Here is a 17,229-nt window from a genome sequence, read left to right as displayed (position 1 = left end):
ACCCGGTTCATAGACACAGAATGGGGGGATTTTGTGTAGTCGTTCTTGTTCGCCAAGCGTGCGAAAGACAGCTGTGTTACATCTGCACGGGGCCTGGGGCTTTAATCGTTTCACGATATTGCGTCAGTTGTTCCTGCAGCCGGCCCAGAAATATCTCCGACGCCTTCGAAAAAACCTGGGACTTCTTCCATACCAGATACATCCCCAATTCCAGCCTGGGCTTTAGGGGCCGGAAACAGAGATTGCTGCCCATGGTATTCACCAGCTTATCCAATGTAAAGGCATAGCCCATTCCCTCATCCACCATCAAGGTGGCGTTATAAATGAGGTTATAAGTGGCCACGGTGTACAGTTCCGATGGTTCCTTTCCGAACCAGCGGTACAGCCCACTCTTGTTGTCCACCTGACGAGAGAGAATCAAAGGCATATCCCACAGATCCTCAGGGGAAACGGTGTCCTGCTGTGCCAAAGGGCTATCCCGCCGCATCAGCACCCCCCAAGTGTCCTTCATGGGCAGCTCCATGTAGTGATATCTATTTTTGTCCATGTCCCCCAGAAGAACACCAAAATCCAGCACCCCCCTGTCCAGGCGCTGACACACATCCACGGCATCCCCGCTGACAATGTGAAAATGGATCCCAGGATAGTCCTTTTGAATCTGATTTGCCACTCTGGCAATTTGGCGCACTCCGTCAGTTTCTCCAGTGCCAATGTAGATATCTCCACTGACCGTATTGTCTGATTGCATGACCTCATGTTCCATACGATCCACCAGTTCCAAAATCTCCTCGGCCCTCTTTCGCAGCAGCAGCCCCTCCTCGGTGAGTGTAATCATCCGATTGCCCCGGATCATCAACTGCTTGCCCAGCTCATCCTCCAGCTCCTTCAACTGACGGGACAGCGTGGGCTGAGTGAGGTGGAGCGATTGGGCTGCCGCCGAAATATTCTGCTCCTTGGCCACTGCCAGAAAGTACCGTAACACTCTCAACTCCATCCACATCACCTCCAATGTCATAAAGCATAACACAAACTTAGTATAGCTTTCAAGCATAGCAAGGCATACAGTATAGGTATTTGTTATCTGAGTTTACAGGTGTTACAATGAGTTTATAAATCTTATCTATCAGGAGTACACGATGAACTTAGAGGAATTTTTGAAATATCTCAACAGCGGCAAGCCAGTACAAGGGGGCGGTGAAGTCCACCTGTTCATGCACCGCGTCAGCCAGGAAGCCCTGCGTCTCACAGCAGAGATCAACGGCAGCTACCATGAGCCGGAGAAACTGCGGGCTCTCTTCTCTCAGCTGATTGGCCAGCCAGTGGACGAGAGCTTTGGCCTATTCCCGCCCTTCTACACCGACTGCGGAAAGAACATCCATATTGGCAAGAACGTATTTATCAACACTGGCTGCAAGTTCCAGGATCAGGGCGGCATTTTTATTGAGGACGGCGCCCTCATCGGCCACAATGTGGTGCTGGCCACGCTGAATCACGCCAAGTTTCCAAAAGACCGCGGCACGATGATTCCTGCCCCCATCCACATCGGCAAATCCGTCTGGATCGGTGCCAACGCCACCATCCTGCCTGGTGTGACCGTGGGCAACGGCGCCATTGTGGCAGCCGGATCGGTGGTGACCAGGGATGTCCCGGAAAACACCATTGTGGGCGGTGTGCCAGCAAAAGTCATGCGACACTTGAGCGAGGAGGAATTACAATGAGTAAAAAAGTTTTGGTCATCTCCACCAGTCCCCGGGAAGGCGGCAACTCGGATACTTTGGCTGATGAATTTGTCCGGGGTGCCTTGGATGCCGGAAACGATGCAGAGAAAATCTCCTTGCACGGCAAGGCCATCGGATTCTGCAAGGGCTGTCTGGCCTGTCAGCGCACCCAGCGCTGCGTCATCCACGACGATGCGGATGCCATCGCTCAAAAAATGCTGACCGCTGATGTCATTGTCTTTGCCACCCCCATCTACTATTACGGTATGTGCGGCCAAATGAAGACACTGCTGGATCGGGCCAATCCCCTGTTCACTGCCGATTACGCCTTCCGAGATATCTACCTACTGGCCGCCGCAGCGGAGGATGATAACCACACCGTAGACGGAGCTGTCACGGGCCTCTGCGGCTGGGTCGACTGCTTCGAAAAGGCCCGCCTGGCCGGAACAGTCTTTGCCGGTGGTGTGGCTTCCGTGGGCGAGATTCAAGGACACCCCGCCCTAAAAAAAGCCTACGAGATGGGACGAAATGTGTGAGAAGGAAACGTCATCGAAAATCACTGTGGGAGATCACGAGCTATTGGCCACCTTCCGACCCGGTGATGTGATTCTCTATCAGGGCAAACAAATCACCATCACTTTTTCTCTTACATAGGAGGTATTCAACATGGCAGTAAAACAGACAGCTGGCAGAGATGCGCTGGGGACGTTTGCCCCCAAGTTTGCCCAGCTCAATGACGATGTGTTGTTCGGCGAGGTCTGGAGCCGGGAGGATAAACTCTCCCTACGGGATCGTTCCCTAATCACAGTGGTGTCCCTCATGGCCCAGGGTCTGGTGGACAGCTCCTTCCAGTACCATTTGACCACCGCCAAGGAAAACGGCATCACCCGGCAGGAAATTGCAGAGATCCTGACCCATGCAGCCTTTTATTCCGGTTGGCCCAAAGCCTGGGCGGCTTTCCGCATGGCCAAAGAGGTCTGGGGTGAAGACACAGGGTCCGACGAAATGGCTATGCACCAGAAGGAAATGGTGTTTCCCATTGGTGCGCCCAACGACGGTTTTGCCCAATACTTTGTGGGTCAAAGCTACTTGCACCCCCTTTCCACCAGCCAGGTAGGCGTGTACAATGTGACCTTTGAGCCAGGCTGTCGCAACAACTGGCACATCCATCATGCCCATCAGGGTGGTGGTCAAATACTGGTCTGTGTGGCTGGTCGTGGCTGGTACCAGGAGTGGGGAAAGCAGGCACAAGAGCTGCGCCCAGGTGACGTGGTCAATATCCCACCCCAGGTAAAACATTGGCATGGCGCTGCCCGAGACAGCTGGTTCTCCCATTTGGCTCTGGAGGTCCCCGGTGAACACTGCCGCAATGAGTGGCTGGAGGCCGTCACCGATGCGGAGTATGGTAAGCTCGGCTGAATAGATATCACCGTCCATCGGGGCAACCACTCCCGTGGGCCGGATGGTGTAGCTATGGTTTCATTCTCCCGATGATGCCATGCTCATGTTCCTTCAGCCACTTGCGATACTGAGCATAGTTTGGCATGTATGCCTCCACCTCTGCCCAGAATGCCGGGGAATGGTTGAGTTGCTTGCGGTGGCACAGCTCGTGCACCACCACATAGTCCCGCACTTCTTCCGGGCAGAGCATCAATAGACAATTCAAGTTGAGATTGCCCTTTGAGGAGCAAGACCCCCACCGGGTCTTTTGATTGCGGATGGTCACCCGGCCCACCGTCACCCCCATTTGGGAGGCATACTTTGCCACACGGCTTGTCAGATCCACCACCGCAGCCTCTGCCAGTGTTTGGAGGTCTGCATGAGTCAGGGGTGGTTCCATGCTCTGCTGACGCTCTCTCATGCGTTCCAAGTGCTTCTGGATCCAGCCTGATTTTTCGATCAAAAACCGACGGATGTCGCTGTCCTTCATCCGTGCCGGCGCCCGCACGAACACCTGCAAGTCATGGGTTATCTCCACTGCCACTGTCCGCCGTTGGGTGCGGACAATCTGCACCTTTCCCATCATTTGCTCCGTCCAAGGTCCCTCTTTCATCGTTCCTCGCACTCCCCCCAAATTCTGTACCACCCGGTACTCCACCGCAGGTGAGCTAAAGCCTTAAAATCCTACACATCGTACCATTTCTCTCCCAAGTTTTCAATATTTTGCTGCACTTACCCCACTACCCCCTCCTTGCACTTGCAATCCTGCTTGGAATATGGTTTGATAGTTGCAACTATATCACTGTGAAAGTGAGGGATGTATCCATGTTCATTCCCCTCAGAGGTGCTGGCATGGTAGCTGTCATCGGTGCCGGCGGCAAGACCACCACGCTGGGCCTGCTGGCCCAGGCCCACAATCAAGAGCGAGTGTTGCTCACCACCACCACCCACATTCGCCCCTTCCCCCCCGCCGTATGCCAACGGCTGCTCTATGACCCTACCCCCCAGGAGCTGGAGCAGGCCCTGTCTCTGCCCGGAGTTACCTGCGCTGGAGCCAGAGCCGGAGAACACAAGCTATCCGCCCTGTCCCCTGCTTTGATGGAGCTGGCTCGGGAGAAAGCCCAGTTGGTGGTATACGAGGCGGACGGGGCGCGGATGTTGCCACTCAAGCTGCACCGCTCCTTTGAACCTGTCATTTTGCCCCACACCGACCTGTGCATCGTGGTAGCCGGTCTATCTGCCTTGGGTCAAAGCGTCCAGGACTGTGTCCACTGCTATGACCTGAATCCACACTGGGCACAAAATCCCCAGCAGCCGGTGGACGCAGATGTGATATTTCATTGCATCCGGGACGCCATGCAGGCGGGCAGACTGCCCATGGAGAAATACCACGTGCTGCTCAACCAGGCGGACACCCCCCAGCAAGCCCAGGTGGCCCAACAGCTGCATGACACCCTCACTGCACAGGGCATTCCCTGCACCATCCGACCCGCACCATAAGCAGAAGGCCCGTCCCACAAATGGGACGGGCCTTCTGCTTATACCACTTCAAACAACACGTCAATGTCTCCCCCGCAGATCATGCCGGAGCGTCCCGCCTCTCCCGAGCGCATCTCATAGCTTTTCAGCATGGTCCGGGGGGCCTCCATCATGGCCCGCCCGGCACAGGTGGCCTGATACTCCGCCAAGCCGCCGCCAATGGTGCCCACGGTGCTGCCGTCAGCGCCGAGGAACATCCGGGCCCCCACATCTCTGGGGGCAGAGCCTGTCTTGCGCACCACAGTGACCATCACCCCCTTGGCTCCAGACAGCAGTACCTCACGCAAGTCCTGGGGCAGAATACTGCCCCGGCCGCTGCTGCGGGTGGCGATCCACTCAGCGGCGATGGACACGGCGATCTCCTCCGGGGTCTGGGCGCCAATGGACAGCCCAATGGGGGCGTGTACCCGCTCCAGTGCCTCTGGGGTCACCCCCTCCCCCATGAGCAGCTGAAAAATAGCCTCATTTTTGCGTTTGCTCCCAATCATGCCCAGGTATGTGAGGGGATGTTTTACCGCCTCACGAAGACACACCGCATCTGCCCCGTGGCCCCGGGTGACAATCACCACAGACAGGTCCTGATACCCATTCCAGTCAAACTCCCGGGACAAATAGGGCCCAAAGGGGGCACACACGGTATGGACGCCAGGAACAAATCGGGCAGGATCAGCAAATTCCTCCCGGTCGTCCACCACCATCACATCGTAGCCCAGCATCACACCCAGCTGAGCCACCGGCACCGACACGTGGCCGCCGCCGCAGATGAGCAGGGTCTTTTCCCGGCGCAGACACTCCACCAGCACCGCCCTGCCCCGGTCATCCAACGTCTGACAAGGGGGCTGAAGCCCATGCCCCAGCCACGCAGGGGCATGGGTGGACTGAACGGCCTCCCCCAAGGTGTCCTCTTCCAGTGATGTCACACGCCACACGATGCCGCCCCTCTCCAACTCCTGGGCCAGGGCTTGATATCCACTTTCCACGTGCGTTTCCTCCCTCATATGGTCAATATCTGCATCCGCTCCACCTCAACCCCCGCCTGCTCCAAGACCATGCGCAGGACATGTTCACGCTCCGGCGGCCCGCTCCAGGCCAGGCCGCACCCAGCGCTAATCTGCTGGGGTACAGGAATCAGGCGGCCTTCCAGCCCCTGGCCTTTGGCCAGGGACTCGGTTTTCAGCGCCTCTGCCGTGGTGTGAAAGGTCACCACCAGGCGCAGCTGCGGCTTTCTCAACATGATCGTCTCTCCAGTTCTTCACAGTCTCCGGGCCAGTCGTTTCACTGCCTCCACTGCCTGCTCCACCTCGTCCAAGGTGTTTAGATGGGAGAAGGAAGCCCGCACAGCCCCCTGTTGGGTGGTACCCATGGCCTCATGGATGAGGGGAGCACAGTGGGCGCCTGCCCGGGTACAGATGCCGAACTCCTGGGCCAGCACATCGGAGACCACCCCGGCATCCTCCTCTCCCAGGTTAAAGGCCACCACAGCGGTGCGCTGCAAGGCATCCAAATCCCCGTACAAGGTCACACCGGGAATGTCCCGCACTTCTTGGATAAAGGCGGAGGCCAGAGCCATCTCTTGTCGGTACAGTTTCTCCCGGCCGTGGTGTTGAATATAGTTCACCCCTGCCAACAGCCCCGCTAAGCCGTGGGCGTTTAAGGTTCCCGCCTCAAGCCCCTCTGGCAGCTGCGTGGGGTGGTGGTGCTGGTAGCTGTGCACTCCGCTGCCCCCCACCACCATGGGACGCAGGGTCACATGGGGAGCTACACACAGCCCTCCGGTGCCCTGAGGGCCCAGCAGACCCTTGTGTCCGGTAAAGCACACCACCGAGGCACCCATGGCCTGCTGATCCACTTCCAGCACCCCGGCGGACTGGGAGGCATCTACCACAAAATACAGGCCGTGCTCCCGGCAAAATGCCCCGATCTTTTTGACATCCAACACGTTTCCCGTCACATTGGAGGCGTGGGTGCAAACCACGCCTTTGGTGTTAGGGCGCAGGGCACGGACGAAGTCCTCATAACAGATCATTCCCTTGGCATCTGCGGGGAGAATGGTCAGCTCCAGCCCCTGCTCCGCCAGATGATAGAGGGGGCGAAGCACCGAATTGTGCTCCAGCGCCGTGGTAATCACGTGATCTCCCGGCCCAAACAGGCCGCAGATGGCGGTGTTCAAGGCAGCGGTGGAGTTGGGGGTAAAGCAGACCCGGGCGGGGTCGGCCACCCCCAGCAGCTGGGCCACCGCCTCCCGACAAGCCCACACCCTGCGGGAAGCAGCCAGCGTCAAGGGGTGGGCACCACGTCCGGGTGAGCCCAGCGTGTTCATTGCCTCAAACACTGCCTGGGCCACACAGGGTGGCTTCAAAAAAGAGGTGGCTGCCGAATCCAGGTAGATCATTCCCTCACGCCCCCTCCCAGCAGCGCCCGGGTAAGCCCCCGCTGCCAGGCCAGATGGAAGAGTGCCTCCAGCACCCCGCCGGCAATGGCCCTTGCCTTGTCCGAGACGGTGGTGCAGTTCTCCCGCTCCTGGAGCCGTGGGTCAATATCCGCAATTTTCAGCCCCCGGGTCACCGGGAAGTTCTCCCGGATGAGACCCCTGAGCACTCCGTCAATGGTGGCAGGCACTGGAACCTCCCCCACCATAGCCAGGGTCTGCCCCGCTTTCACGATGTCGCCAATGGCGGCACAGGGAGTAAGAATACCGTCTGCCGGGGCGTGGATCACCCGTTCCCGGTCATAGCCGCCAATATTCCCCGGCACTCCGGTGTTGGGATGGGCGCTGCCCGCATAGAGCACCCGGCCCAGACGGTGGCCCCGCTTGGTCTCCACCACCGCATCCACATCCACGCCGGCGGTGAACCCCGGGCCAAGAGCCACGGTGATGGGAGCCATATCCCGGGTTGTGCCCAAGTTTCGCTTAGCGAGAATGGCATCCACCAGGGCAATGGGTTGAATTTTGACCAGACTCTCCCCGGTCTCATCCACCAGCAGAGGGATCTCCCCCGCCTGCCACACCTCATTGGCCTGTTCAGGGGTATGGATCCGGCGGCAGGTAACCCCCTCCACCTGGGTCACCCCATCGTACACCGCCTCACACACCGACACCTTCCGCCGGATGGCAGTGGGGTGGGCGCACTCCATGGCCAGAACAGAGAACCCGCACGCATGCAGGCGGAGAATGGTACCCGTGGCCAGGTCTCCACCCCCTCGCACCACAATACATCCGCTCACGGACGAACCACCTTTCCCGCCTTGGCCATGGTCTCAGCAATGACATACATATTGGTGACACTGCCCACCGCCAGCTTCTCTGTCAGACCGTAGTGGTTCAGGCAGGTGCCGCAGGTGAGGATCTCCGCCCCAGCCTCTTCCAGGGTCTTCAGATCCGCCACCGTCTCAGCCCCCTCCACCGACAGCTTGGCACCGCCGTTGTACAGCAGCACCGTAGCCGGGGCCTCATCCAGTTGGGTCAAAGCATACACAAACCCCTTCATCAGAGCACGGCCCAGGGTATCATCTCCCACACCCATGGCGTCCGAGGAGAGCACCACAACCGTGGGGCCCTGCACAGGCAGCGTACAGCTGGGCATCTCCTCCATGAGCTTATCCACCTCGGGACGGTTGGCATCAAAGTCTCCATCTTGGGCAGCGGTGAGGGTGATGCGCCAGCACCCCTCCTCCTTCTGGGTCTGGGCCAGCAGCCCCATCTGGCCCGCCATCTTCTCCACGTTTTGACGGGCAATGTCGTTGTCCACCAGAGTCACAACCGGGGCTCCGTGCTCCCGCAGGGCATTGCGGGTCTCAATCACCGGCAAGGGACAGGCCTTGCCCCGGGCATCCACCAAAATTCCCATATTCTTATCCTCCTTCATTCTGTTAAGGCTCCACAATGATTTCTGTCTCCAGGCGAGGCAGCAGCTGCCCAATGTCTCCACAGGGCAGCCCCAGGCTTCGCACCTCTTCCAGCAGTGCCGTAGCATCCTCCGCCGCCACCGCCAGCAGCAGTCCTCCCGAGGTCTGGGGGTCAAAGAGCAACTCCTCCTGCGCAAAACTCAGACCGTGGAGCGCTGCCCGAGAGACGGCAAAGTTGCGATTGCGCTGTCCGGCAGCTGTGAGGTAAAACTCGTTGGCGCAGTCATAGGCGGTGTCCAGCACCGGCAGTGCGTGGGCATGAATGCGGGCCGACAGATCAGGCCGCAGCATTTCATGCAGGTGACCCAGCAGACCGAACCCCGTCACGTCGGTGGCAGCGTGGACCTGGTACTTGGCCGCCACCTGGGCGGCGTACTTGTTCAGGGTGGTCATGGATTTTATCGCCCCGGCAAAGGCCCCGGCATCCACCTGGTCCAGCCGGGCCGCAGTGCACAAAAGCCCCACCCCCAAGGGCTTGGTGAGAATGAGGTGATCTCCCACCCGCCCGGTGTTATTGGCCAGAATCCGGTCCGGATGCACCACACCTGTCACGGACAGGCCATATTTCACTTCCTGGTCGGCAATGGAATGCCCTCCCGCCAGGGAGCCCCCGGCCTCCACCACCTTTTCACTGCCACCCCGGAGGATCTCACCCAAAATGTTCAGATCCATCTCCTCCGGGAAACACACAATGTTCAAAGCCGTCTTCACCTGGCCCCCCATGGCATAGATGTCGCTGAGGGCGTTGGTGGCTGCCACCTGTCCGAAAAGATAGGGATCGTCCAGCATGGGGGGAAAGAAATCCAGAGTTTGGACAATGGCAATCTGGTCACTGAGGCGGTACACCGCAGCGTCATCACTGGACTGGGCCCCAATGAGCAAATTGGGGTCTGTGGGCCGAGGCAGCCCTGCCAGCACCCGGCTCAGTGCAGCCGGCCCCAGCTTGGCGGTACAGCCACCCCCCCGGCAAAACTTCAGCGGTTCTCCCACGGGAACCCACCTCCTGCAAAATATTTCTCCGCCAGCTGGTCCAGGGCGGCTTTGGCCTCTCCTTCAAAGGCCCGCCATGCCCCAAGCAGCTGCGCTCCCTCCGGGGTCAGCTCCGCTCCTCCGCCCCCCACACCTCCAGCATGGCGGCGCAACAGAGCAAACCCCAGTTCCTTCTCACATTCACGCACTACGTGCCAGGCCTTATTGTAGCTCATGCCCAGCTCCATGGCGCTTTTACGCAGAGAGCCGTGGCTGCCCACCCCCTCCAACAAAGCGGCAATCCCCGGCCCGAACACCTTCTCCCTGCGCACCAGGCGCAGGGTGCTTTTCACTTGCAATCCCTGGTCCATTCCATTATCCTCTCTCAGGTATAACGCTCCATGAAAAAATAGGCTCAACGCCCTCTCATTTATTTGTATACACGTCAATCACAGTTCTGTCAAGGGTTCACCCCCGCTTTGCCTGTATTCTCTTGGCAAAACGGGGGTGTAGTTCAACTTATATGGGGGTTTCTTTCTCCAGCTGGGCCCGGACAAAGGCCAGCACCTGGGAGTACAGCTCATCTCGGTTTTCCTCCGTGATGTGGAAGGTACGGCATCGGGGATGGGTGCGCACTTGCTCCAGAAAGGGCAGCTGCTTATCCTTCACTGCCGCCAATACCGGAACACTGCCATCCAAATGGGTCAGGATGGCCTGACAGAAGGCGGGCGAACAGGTTTCCATGAACCCGATCTCATCCATCACCAACAGCCGCCCCCCTGCCATAGCTGCCACCTGGGGAGCCAGACGTTGGAAGGTCTCAGGGTACACCTGGGGACGGCGGTCTTTGCAGTGGCCCAGCAGGTATTCCGGGCTGCGCACCTGCTCCTCACCCTGGGGGTAGAAGTACACCGGGTGGCCCAGGGTGGGGTGATCTGCATCCTTCTCCTTCCGGGTGAGAAAGCCAGACACGGACACTTCCAATTCCTTCACCAGTCGGCGGATGAGGGTGCTTTTCCCCACGCCCGGAGCACCCACAAGGAGCGTATGGATCATGGCAGGAAAGCGTGAGCGGTGATGCTCTGGTACTGCTCATCAGTGAGCTGGCAGCCGTAGAACAGCTGATAGTACTCCATCACCTCGGCCTTGACATCGTAGTCGCAGTACTGGGGGTAGAGCTGGGCGGTGAGCCAGATGAGTGCCAGATACCGCTGCACGGCGGGCGGAGTTCCCATCCAGTTGTGGGGGCCCGTGGGAACCTGGACATACTGATGGTTTTGGATGGCGCTGATATCCACCCAGGTGTCCCGGGTGTCCACATCCTCATAGATGCTGCCGGGGGCAAAGAGAATGAAGTCGGGATTCCACCGGGCGATCTGCTCCATGGTCACCTCGTTGCCAGTGCCCTTGCTGGTGGGACTGTCCACCACCGCCAGGTTGTTGGTGAGCATGTCCATGACCTCGGCGTGGTAGGAGTCCTTGGCCAACACATTGAGCCCCTCCTGGCCCAGAATATACAGGGCATCCACCTTGTTTTCCCCCACCTGGTCCATGGTGGACTGGGTGCGGTCATACACCCGCTGGCAAAATTGGGCCAGCTCCTCTCCCTTCTCCTCCTTGCCCAGCAGCGTGCCCAGCGTGCGGAAGGTCTGGGGCATGTCGGCCAGAGTAGCGGAGACGTAGACGGTGGGAATGCCGGTCTGAGCTTGCAGGGTGTCCAAGTCCTCGTTGCCAGAGTCCTTGGGCTCTCCGATGTCCACAATGAGCTGAGGGTCTGCCAAGGCCAGTTCCTCCACATTCAGGTCCGCCGAGCCATACAGCTGACCAAAGACTGGAAGCTGGAGATATTCCTCAGCGATGATCCCCTGGGCGGAGTCGTCCCACTCAGATGCCAGACCCACAAACATCTCCGGAGCAATGGCAAAGAGGACGATCTGAGCCAAGGGGCCGGAGGGGACAATTCGGCTGACTTGAGCGGGGATTTCCACCTGTCTGCCACAGTCGTCCACCACCGTACGAGTCTCTGCGCTCTGACTCTGAGACTGCTGGGGGCTGTCCGTCCCCTTCTGTCCCGGTGCGGCACAGGCTGCCAAATTCAATACCATGGCTCCACATAACAAAATAGCCGCCAGTCTTTTCTTCTTCATTCCATACGCTCCTTCTCGTTTGATTCTTTCACCGGGAGAAATACCCGGGCTTTATCTTCCATGAAACTGAATCCCGCCACAGGTACCCCATACAGCTGGGAGATCAACCCATCCTGCATGGTCTCCTGGGGTGTGCCATTGGCCACCACCCGCCCCTGATACAGGGCCAAAATCCGGTGGGAATACTGGTAGGCCTGCTCCGGATCGTGGGTGGACTGGATGATGGCGTACCCCTTCCGGGCCAGATTCCCTATGGTCTCCATGACCCGAAGGCGGTTGCCAAAGTCCAAGCTGGCGGAGGGTTCGTCCATGACCAAAATCTTGGCCTGCTGGGCGATGGCCCGGGCAATGAGCACCAACTGCCGCTCTCCGCCGCTGATATGGCAGTAGCCCCTGTCCCGAAGGTGCGCAATACCCAGCTGAGCCAGGGCAGCCTCCGCCTGGGCCCGCTGAGTCGCCCCAGGGGCAGAAAAGCGCCCAATTTGGGCCGTGGTGCCCATAAGCACCATGTCCAAAACCGTAAAATTGAACACCGGGTTATGGGATTGGGGAATATAGGCGATGGCCTGGGACAGCTCTGATGCCCCCATGCGGGACACATCCCGCCCGTCGATCTGTGTCCCCCCCGCCGTGGGTGTGAGTAGGCCCAGCATACACCGAAACAGGGTACTTTTCCCCGCCCCGTTGGGGCCCAGCACCGACAACACTTCCCCCCGGCGGGCCTGGAAGGAGACATCCCGGAGCACCTGGCGCTGCCCGTAAGAAAAGGAAAGACCGTTCACACACAAGCTCATAACAGTTCCCCCTCCCTGGAGATGAGATAGAGGAAAAAGGGCGCTCCCAAAAAGGAAGTGAGAATGCCGATGGGAATCTCCACCGCCAACAGGTTGCGGGACACATCGTCCACCAAAAGCAAGAAAATGGCCCCCAGCAGCATAGAGGCAGGCATCAAATGCTTGTAGTTGTCTCCCACCAGCTTGCGCCCCAGGTGGGGAATGACCAGCCCCACCCAGCCAATCATACCGCTGGCAGACACGCTGGCGGCGGTGATGAGAGTGGCGCAAACAATCACAGTTCCTCTCAACTCCTTCACGTTCACACCCATGGTTCTCGCCTCTTCATCTCCCAGTGTGAGCAAGTTGATGCGCCAGCGCAGCAGACACAGACCCACAATGCCCACCGCCATGGGAAACAGGGCAAAGAGTACGTCTTTGGGCGCCGTGCCATTGAGGCTGCCCATGAGCCAATAGGTGATGGCAGGCAGCTGATCGTTGGGGTCTGCCACCAGCTTGATGAAGGAGGTTCCGCTGGACACCAGGGAACCAATCATAATGCCCGCCAAAATGAGACCCACCACCCGCCTGCCCCGGGCCCGGTTGCCCACGAACATCACCAAGGCCACAGTGAGCAAACTAAAGCAAAAAGCAGAGAGGGTAACACTTGCTCCGCTGCCCCCCAGCAAAATGGCCAGAGCCGCCCCAAAGGCTGCCCCTGAGGAGGCTCCCAGTAGATCCGGAGAGGCCATGGGATTTTGAAACACCCCCTGGTAGGCCGCCCCGGCCCCAGCCAGACAGCCCCCCACCAGGCAGGCCAAAATCACCCTGGGAATCCGGTGATAGAGCAGCAGGGATGCCTGGGTGGACGTCCACACCTGCTCCACCTCCAGCCCACGCAGTCCCAGCTTTTCCAGCAGGGACACCCCCTTCTGGCCCAGAATGCCCACCAACTCCCCCAACCCAATGGGGTACCGTCCCAGAGTCACCGAGGCCACAAGAGCCACCACCAGCGTTGCCACCAAGGTGACAAACAGGACAGAATATGGGCATCTTTTCATGGGTACACCCCCAAATTTTTCTCCTTCTCTATGACAAAGAGGGAAAACCGTTTGGTTTTTGGCAGATAGTAGGGAAAATCCTCCCGCCCAGTGGGGCACAGATGGGTCTTGAGGTAATCTTCCAGTTCCCACTCCTCCATGGGCTGACAGTAGGCACCCACAAATGCCCTGGCCTCCTCCCTGCTTTTTAGGGGCTGGCCGTACTCCAGGGCGTGGTGCTCCACGGTGTACACCACCCCCATCCTGTCCAGGGTCGCCTGCACCTGGGCGGCTCCGTGGTGCTTCTCCCGCTTGCGGTGGGCGGGGCCAAAGCTGCCCCGGCACTGGTCATACACCGCTAAAATCATCCGTTGCCGGGCGTGGGAAAAGTAGTGCTGCATCCAGCAGCTGCCCCCGTGGAAGAGGGCCAGCACCGTGTCCCACTCCCCTACCAACTCCGCTCCATCCTGACAGATGGGGGTAATATTTGAAACATTTCTCCGTGTGGCTTCCTCCTTCACGGCCTCTACGGCACAGGCGTCCACGTCCACACAGGTAATGTGGCGGCAGTGGGACGCCAGTTCCAAGTCGATGAGTCCCGCTCCGCACCCCACGTCACACAGCGTAGTGTCAGGGGGAATATGGGCACACAAAATCTCCCTCAGCGCCCGGTTGTACCCAGTATATTCCGAGGCGTGGCGGAACCAGTCCACCGTCTGCCTGTTCCATACAATGCGCATCTCTCCCGCCCCCCTCTTTTCTCCCAGTGACCTGGATATCTGTTCAAGTATACCAGATTCTCTCCCAGATGTATGTTGTCCAGACAACCAAACCATGGTATACTGGGCTCCATAGATGAAAGGAGTGGAAGCTATGCAGCCCCTTGCCGACTTACTCCACCGCACCGACTTGCTCCAGAGTTTTTCCCTGGACACCATAGCGCAGCTGCTGATCCCCCGTGGCAGTGTGTCCGAATACCCCAAAGATGCCACCCTGTTCTATCCCCAGGATCGGGTCAATCAGGTGCATGTGCTCCTCTCCGGCAAAGTGCATCTGCTCTACTTTATGTCTAACGGTAAGGTGGATCTGCGCAACGCCCTGGGCCCTCTGTCCATTGTGGGGCTGGACCTTATCTGCACCCGTACCCAAATCTCCCCCTATCAGGCTGTTGCAGCGGAGGGCTGTACGATCTTCTCCTTTCCCGTGTCCCTGCTCCTGGAGCCGGGGACTCTCCCGGAACAAGAGCGGCTGTCCGCCTTAAACCAGCTGCTTATCTCCCTATCCCACATGAATATGCAAAAGGAGTACCGCCTGGCCATTTTGACCCACAACAGCCTGCGGGAGCGAATCCTTATCTACCTGACCATGCAGGCCGCCCGCCGTCACACCCTCTCCTTTTCCATCCCCTTCTCTCGGGACGAAATGGCCAGCTTTCTCAGCGTCAACCGCAGTGCCCTCTCCCACGAGCTGAGCCTGCTGCGCCAGGAAGGAGTGCTGGACTTCCACAAAAACCACTTCACTCTGCTGCAATACCAGCTTCCCCTGGAGCACGGCATCTCCATCCCCTGACACCCACCGAAAAAAACTGCGTCCCAGGTACTCCCCCGGGACGCAGTTTTTTATGCACTTTTGGCTTTTCGGCCCAGTCGGGCATGGCGCAGCACGTGCACCAATACACTGACAAACAGCACCAGGCCGGACACGCCGTGTAAAATCCCCAGCCACATCCCAGGCATAGGCTTGAGCAGAATGCCGCTGACAACCACCAGCACCAGAGATACCAGCATGACCCAATTCAACATACCTTTCATAGAAACCTCCAATTAGTCTTTGCTAACTTCAAGGTCGTTAGTATATGCTAACTGTCATGAATTGTCAAGCCATTTTTTGAAAACATCCAGGGGCGGTGTCCCGCCCCTGGATGTTAGGCTCATTCCAAGATAAATTGATCGCTGTCGGTGATCTTCAAGTCGGTGGAGTAGAAGGCGGTGAGGGCCTCCACCATGTACTGGGAATCCTTCACCCCCGCTGTCTCATAGGCCGAGTGCATGGCCAGCTGAGGAAGGCCCACGTCCACCGTGTGCAGAGACACCTGCTGGGTGGACAGGTTGCCCAAAGTGCTGCCCCCCGCCATATCGCTGCGGTTGGCAAAGGTCTGCACCGGAACCTTTGCATCCTTGCACAGCTGCATGAAGATGGCGGCGCTGATGCCGTCGGTGGTGTACTTCTGGTTGGCAGAGAATTTCACCACGATACCCCGGTTCATGTACACGCAGTTCTCCCCATCGGTCTTCTCCGGGTGGTTGGGGTGGACGGCGTGGGCGTTGTCACAGGAGACCATGAAGCTCTTGGCCACAGCCTGGAAGTATTCTTCCTGGGCATAACCCAGGCCAGTGTGAATGCGCTGAAGCACATCCCGCAGGAAGGTGGACAGAGCGCCCTGCTTGGTGCCGGAACCCACCTCCTCGTTGTCAAAGCAGGAGAACACATTGACTCCGTGGGGGTTCTCCCCCTGCACAAAGGCCTTCAGAGAGGTATAGGCGCACTGGAGGTCGTCCAGTCGGGGAGACGAGATGAACTCCCCCTCTGCTCCCCACATGCTGGGCTCCACCCGAGGATAGAGGTAGAGGTCGCAACCCACCACGTCCTCAGGCTGCACCCCCAGCTCCCTTGCAATCAGCGCATAGTAGCTGTTCTCCCCACATTCCCCGGCGGAGAACAGGGGCAGCATATCCACCTGCTGGTTGAACTTCATGCCGGAATTGACCTCCCGGTTCATGTGGATGGCCACGTTGGGGATGAGGAGCAGGTCACGGTCGATATTCAGCAGCTGTGCGGTGATGGCATTGCCCCGTCGCACCAGCACCCGTCCTGCCAGAGACAGGGGGCGGTCCATCCAGCTGGCGCAAATCATGCCGCCATACCCCTCGGTATTCAGCTGCAAATAGCCACCCTTGCCCTTGAGTTCGGCCTTATCCTTCACCTTATAGCTGGGGGAGTCACTGTGGGAGGCGGTGATCTGGAAATGGTAGTTGTCCAGCTCCTGCCCCACATGGAAAGCAATGATGGAAGAGCCGTTGCGGGTGGTGTAATACTTTCCGCCCCTGACCAGCTGCCAGGACTCGCACTCACGAAGCCGCTGATACCCAGCCTTGTCCAGAATCGTGGCCATCTGAGCCACAGCGTGGAAGCAGCTGGGGCTTTGTTTGATAAAATCCAACACCTCACGGGATGTCTGTCGATACATGATGATGTTCCTCCTAGAAATCGCTTTCCTACATTATACATGAAATCGTTGGATTTTCAATCATACAATGGAAGGGCCGGGATGTGCTGTACCGCACGCCCCGGCTCTCCCCTGTTAAAACACAACCACCAGCAACATTTTGAACTTTTCTTCCCCATACACCCCATGAGGATGTCCTGCGGGCATGACAATGGATTCCCCCTCATGGAGCAGATGGTCCACTCCGTCAATGGTGATCTTGCCCACCCCGTCCAAACAGGTGACGAAGGCGTCCCCTCCCGACTCGTGGGTGCTGATTTCTTCCCCCTGATCGAAGGAAAACAGCGTGACGCTCAGGGCAGGATTTTGGGCCAATGTCTTGCTCACCACCTGGCCGTCCTGGTAAGAAATCTGGTCTTTCAGCACCAGCACCTCTGATTTACTGATGTTCTTCATTTTAACGCCCATATG

Annotated in this window: 22 protein-coding genes; 5 read left to right on the top strand and 17 right to left on the bottom strand. The window is 58.5% G+C overall.

The window, feature by feature from the left end:
- Nucleotides 1-76: 76 nt before the first annotated feature.
- Nucleotides 77-994 carry a LysR family transcriptional regulator gene (locus tag H9X86_RS02615; RefSeq protein ID WP_204900023.1) on the bottom strand — a complete coding sequence of 306 codons (918 nt, stop codon included), beginning with the start codon at nt 992-994 and terminating at the stop codon, nt 77-79.
- Nucleotides 995-1,136: 142 nt separating this feature from the next.
- Between H9X86_RS02615 and H9X86_RS02610 the strand changes: the two genes are divergently transcribed.
- From H9X86_RS02610 to H9X86_RS02600, 3 genes are all read left to right on the top strand, one after another.
- Nucleotides 1,137-1,718: a sugar O-acetyltransferase gene (locus H9X86_RS02610; RefSeq protein WP_204900022.1), complete on the top strand. Its 582-nt coding sequence runs from the start codon at nt 1,137-1,139 to the stop codon at nt 1,716-1,718.
- Nucleotides 1,715-2,254: a flavodoxin family protein gene (locus H9X86_RS02605; RefSeq protein ID WP_204900021.1), complete on the top strand. Its 540-nt coding sequence runs from the start codon at nt 1,715-1,717 to the stop codon at nt 2,252-2,254. Before H9X86_RS02610 ends, H9X86_RS02605 begins: the two co-directional genes overlap by 4 nt.
- 130 nt (nt 2,255-2,384) lie before the next feature.
- Nucleotides 2,385-3,137 (top strand): carboxymuconolactone decarboxylase family protein, encoded by a 753-nt coding sequence (locus tag H9X86_RS02600; RefSeq protein ID WP_204900020.1) that lies wholly within the window; start codon nt 2,385-2,387, stop codon nt 3,135-3,137.
- A 52-nt stretch (nt 3,138-3,189) separates the two neighbouring features.
- On the opposite strand, the gene H9X86_RS02595 is transcribed toward H9X86_RS02600, so the two are convergent.
- On the bottom strand, nt 3,190-3,771 hold the full coding sequence (locus H9X86_RS02595; protein WP_243416800.1) for a M48 family metallopeptidase: 582 nt from the start codon (nt 3,769-3,771) through the stop codon (nt 3,190-3,192).
- A 212-nt stretch (nt 3,772-3,983) separates the two neighbouring features.
- Between H9X86_RS02595 and yqeC the strand changes: the two genes are divergently transcribed.
- Nucleotides 3,984-4,658 (top strand): selenium cofactor biosynthesis protein YqeC, encoded by a 675-nt coding sequence (gene yqeC / locus H9X86_RS02590; protein WP_204900019.1) that lies wholly within the window; start codon nt 3,984-3,986, stop codon nt 4,656-4,658.
- A 38-nt stretch (nt 4,659-4,696) separates the two neighbouring features.
- Here the strand turns inward: yqeC and H9X86_RS02585 are convergent, their stop codons facing one another.
- The 12 genes from H9X86_RS02585 to H9X86_RS02530 all read right to left on the bottom strand — a co-directional run bounded on the left by H9X86_RS02585 (nt 4,697) and on the right by H9X86_RS02530 (nt 14,272).
- Nucleotides 4,697-5,677 (bottom strand): XdhC family protein, encoded by a 981-nt coding sequence (locus H9X86_RS02585; protein WP_204900018.1) that lies wholly within the window; start codon nt 5,675-5,677, stop codon nt 4,697-4,699.
- 14 nt (nt 5,678-5,691) lie between these two features.
- On the bottom strand, nt 5,692-5,931 hold the full coding sequence (locus tag H9X86_RS02580) for a putative Se/S carrier protein (RefSeq protein WP_346011416.1): 240 nt from the start codon (nt 5,929-5,931) through the stop codon (nt 5,692-5,694).
- A gap of 18 nt (nt 5,932-5,949) precedes the next feature.
- A complete protein-coding gene (locus H9X86_RS02575; RefSeq protein ID WP_204900017.1) occupies nt 5,950-7,089 on the bottom strand; it encodes an aminotransferase class V-fold PLP-dependent enzyme in 1,140 nt (379 codons plus the stop codon).
- Nucleotides 7,086-7,922, bottom strand: coding sequence for a selenium-dependent molybdenum cofactor biosynthesis protein YqeB (yqeB, locus tag H9X86_RS02570; protein WP_204900016.1), 837 nt, complete (start codon nt 7,920-7,922; stop codon nt 7,086-7,088). Before yqeB ends, H9X86_RS02575 begins: the two co-directional genes overlap by 4 nt.
- On the bottom strand, nt 7,919-8,545 hold the full coding sequence (gene yedF / locus H9X86_RS02565; protein WP_204900015.1) for a sulfurtransferase-like selenium metabolism protein YedF: 627 nt from the start codon (nt 8,543-8,545) through the stop codon (nt 7,919-7,921). Before yedF ends, yqeB begins: the two co-directional genes overlap by 4 nt.
- A gap of 22 nt (nt 8,546-8,567) precedes the next feature.
- Nucleotides 8,568-9,593, bottom strand: a complete 1,026-nt coding sequence (gene selD, locus H9X86_RS02560; RefSeq protein WP_204900014.1) for a selenide, water dikinase SelD — start codon at nt 9,591-9,593, stop codon at nt 8,568-8,570.
- The gene (locus tag H9X86_RS02555) at nt 9,578-9,943 is read right to left on the bottom strand and encodes a winged helix-turn-helix domain-containing protein (RefSeq protein ID WP_204900013.1); all 366 of its coding nucleotides are present in this window, start codon (nt 9,941-9,943) and stop codon (nt 9,578-9,580) included. Before H9X86_RS02555 ends, selD begins: the two co-directional genes overlap by 16 nt.
- Before the next feature lie 148 nt (nt 9,944-10,091).
- Complete coding sequence (locus H9X86_RS02550; RefSeq protein ID WP_243416799.1) at nt 10,092-10,628, bottom strand: nucleoside-triphosphatase; 537 nt, start codon at nt 10,626-10,628, stop codon at nt 10,092-10,094.
- Nucleotides 10,625-11,719 (bottom strand): ABC transporter substrate-binding protein, encoded by a 1,095-nt coding sequence (locus tag H9X86_RS02545; RefSeq protein ID WP_204900011.1) that lies wholly within the window; start codon nt 11,717-11,719, stop codon nt 10,625-10,627. The genes H9X86_RS02550 and H9X86_RS02545 overlap by 4 nt, the downstream gene beginning before the upstream one ends.
- Nucleotides 11,716-12,513: an ABC transporter ATP-binding protein gene (locus tag H9X86_RS02540; RefSeq protein WP_204900010.1), complete on the bottom strand. Its 798-nt coding sequence runs from the start codon at nt 12,511-12,513 to the stop codon at nt 11,716-11,718. Before H9X86_RS02540 ends, H9X86_RS02545 begins: the two co-directional genes overlap by 4 nt.
- Nucleotides 12,510-13,553 (bottom strand): FecCD family ABC transporter permease, encoded by a 1,044-nt coding sequence (locus H9X86_RS02535; RefSeq protein ID WP_204900009.1) that lies wholly within the window; start codon nt 13,551-13,553, stop codon nt 12,510-12,512. The genes H9X86_RS02540 and H9X86_RS02535 overlap by 4 nt, the downstream gene beginning before the upstream one ends.
- Nucleotides 13,550-14,272, bottom strand: coding sequence for a class I SAM-dependent methyltransferase (locus H9X86_RS02530; protein ID WP_204900008.1), 723 nt, complete (start codon nt 14,270-14,272; stop codon nt 13,550-13,552). Before H9X86_RS02530 ends, H9X86_RS02535 begins: the two co-directional genes overlap by 4 nt.
- A gap of 133 nt (nt 14,273-14,405) precedes the next feature.
- Between H9X86_RS02530 and H9X86_RS02525 the strand changes: the two genes are divergently transcribed.
- Nucleotides 14,406-15,101, top strand: a complete 696-nt coding sequence (locus H9X86_RS02525) for a Crp/Fnr family transcriptional regulator (RefSeq protein WP_204900007.1) — start codon at nt 14,406-14,408, stop codon at nt 15,099-15,101.
- A gap of 50 nt (nt 15,102-15,151) precedes the next feature.
- Here the strand turns inward: H9X86_RS02525 and H9X86_RS02520 are convergent, their stop codons facing one another.
- From H9X86_RS02520 to H9X86_RS02510, 3 genes are all read right to left on the bottom strand, one after another.
- Nucleotides 15,152-15,343, bottom strand: coding sequence for a hypothetical protein (locus tag H9X86_RS02520; protein ID WP_204900006.1), 192 nt, complete (start codon nt 15,341-15,343; stop codon nt 15,152-15,154).
- A 119-nt stretch (nt 15,344-15,462) separates the two neighbouring features.
- On the bottom strand, nt 15,463-16,779 hold the full coding sequence (locus H9X86_RS02515) for a M18 family aminopeptidase (RefSeq protein WP_204900005.1): 1,317 nt from the start codon (nt 16,777-16,779) through the stop codon (nt 15,463-15,465).
- A gap of 114 nt (nt 16,780-16,893) precedes the next feature.
- On the bottom strand, nt 16,894-17,226 hold the full coding sequence (locus H9X86_RS02510; protein WP_204900004.1) for a cupin domain-containing protein: 333 nt from the start codon (nt 17,224-17,226) through the stop codon (nt 16,894-16,896).
- Nucleotides 17,227-17,229 lie beyond the last annotated feature (3 nt).

Source organism: Pseudoflavonifractor capillosus (genome assembly GCF_016902575.1).
GTDB classification, from domain to species: Bacteria; Bacillota; Clostridia; order Oscillospirales; family Oscillospiraceae; genus Enterenecus; species Enterenecus capillosus_A.
This window is presented reverse-complemented; position numbering and strand designations above follow the sequence as displayed.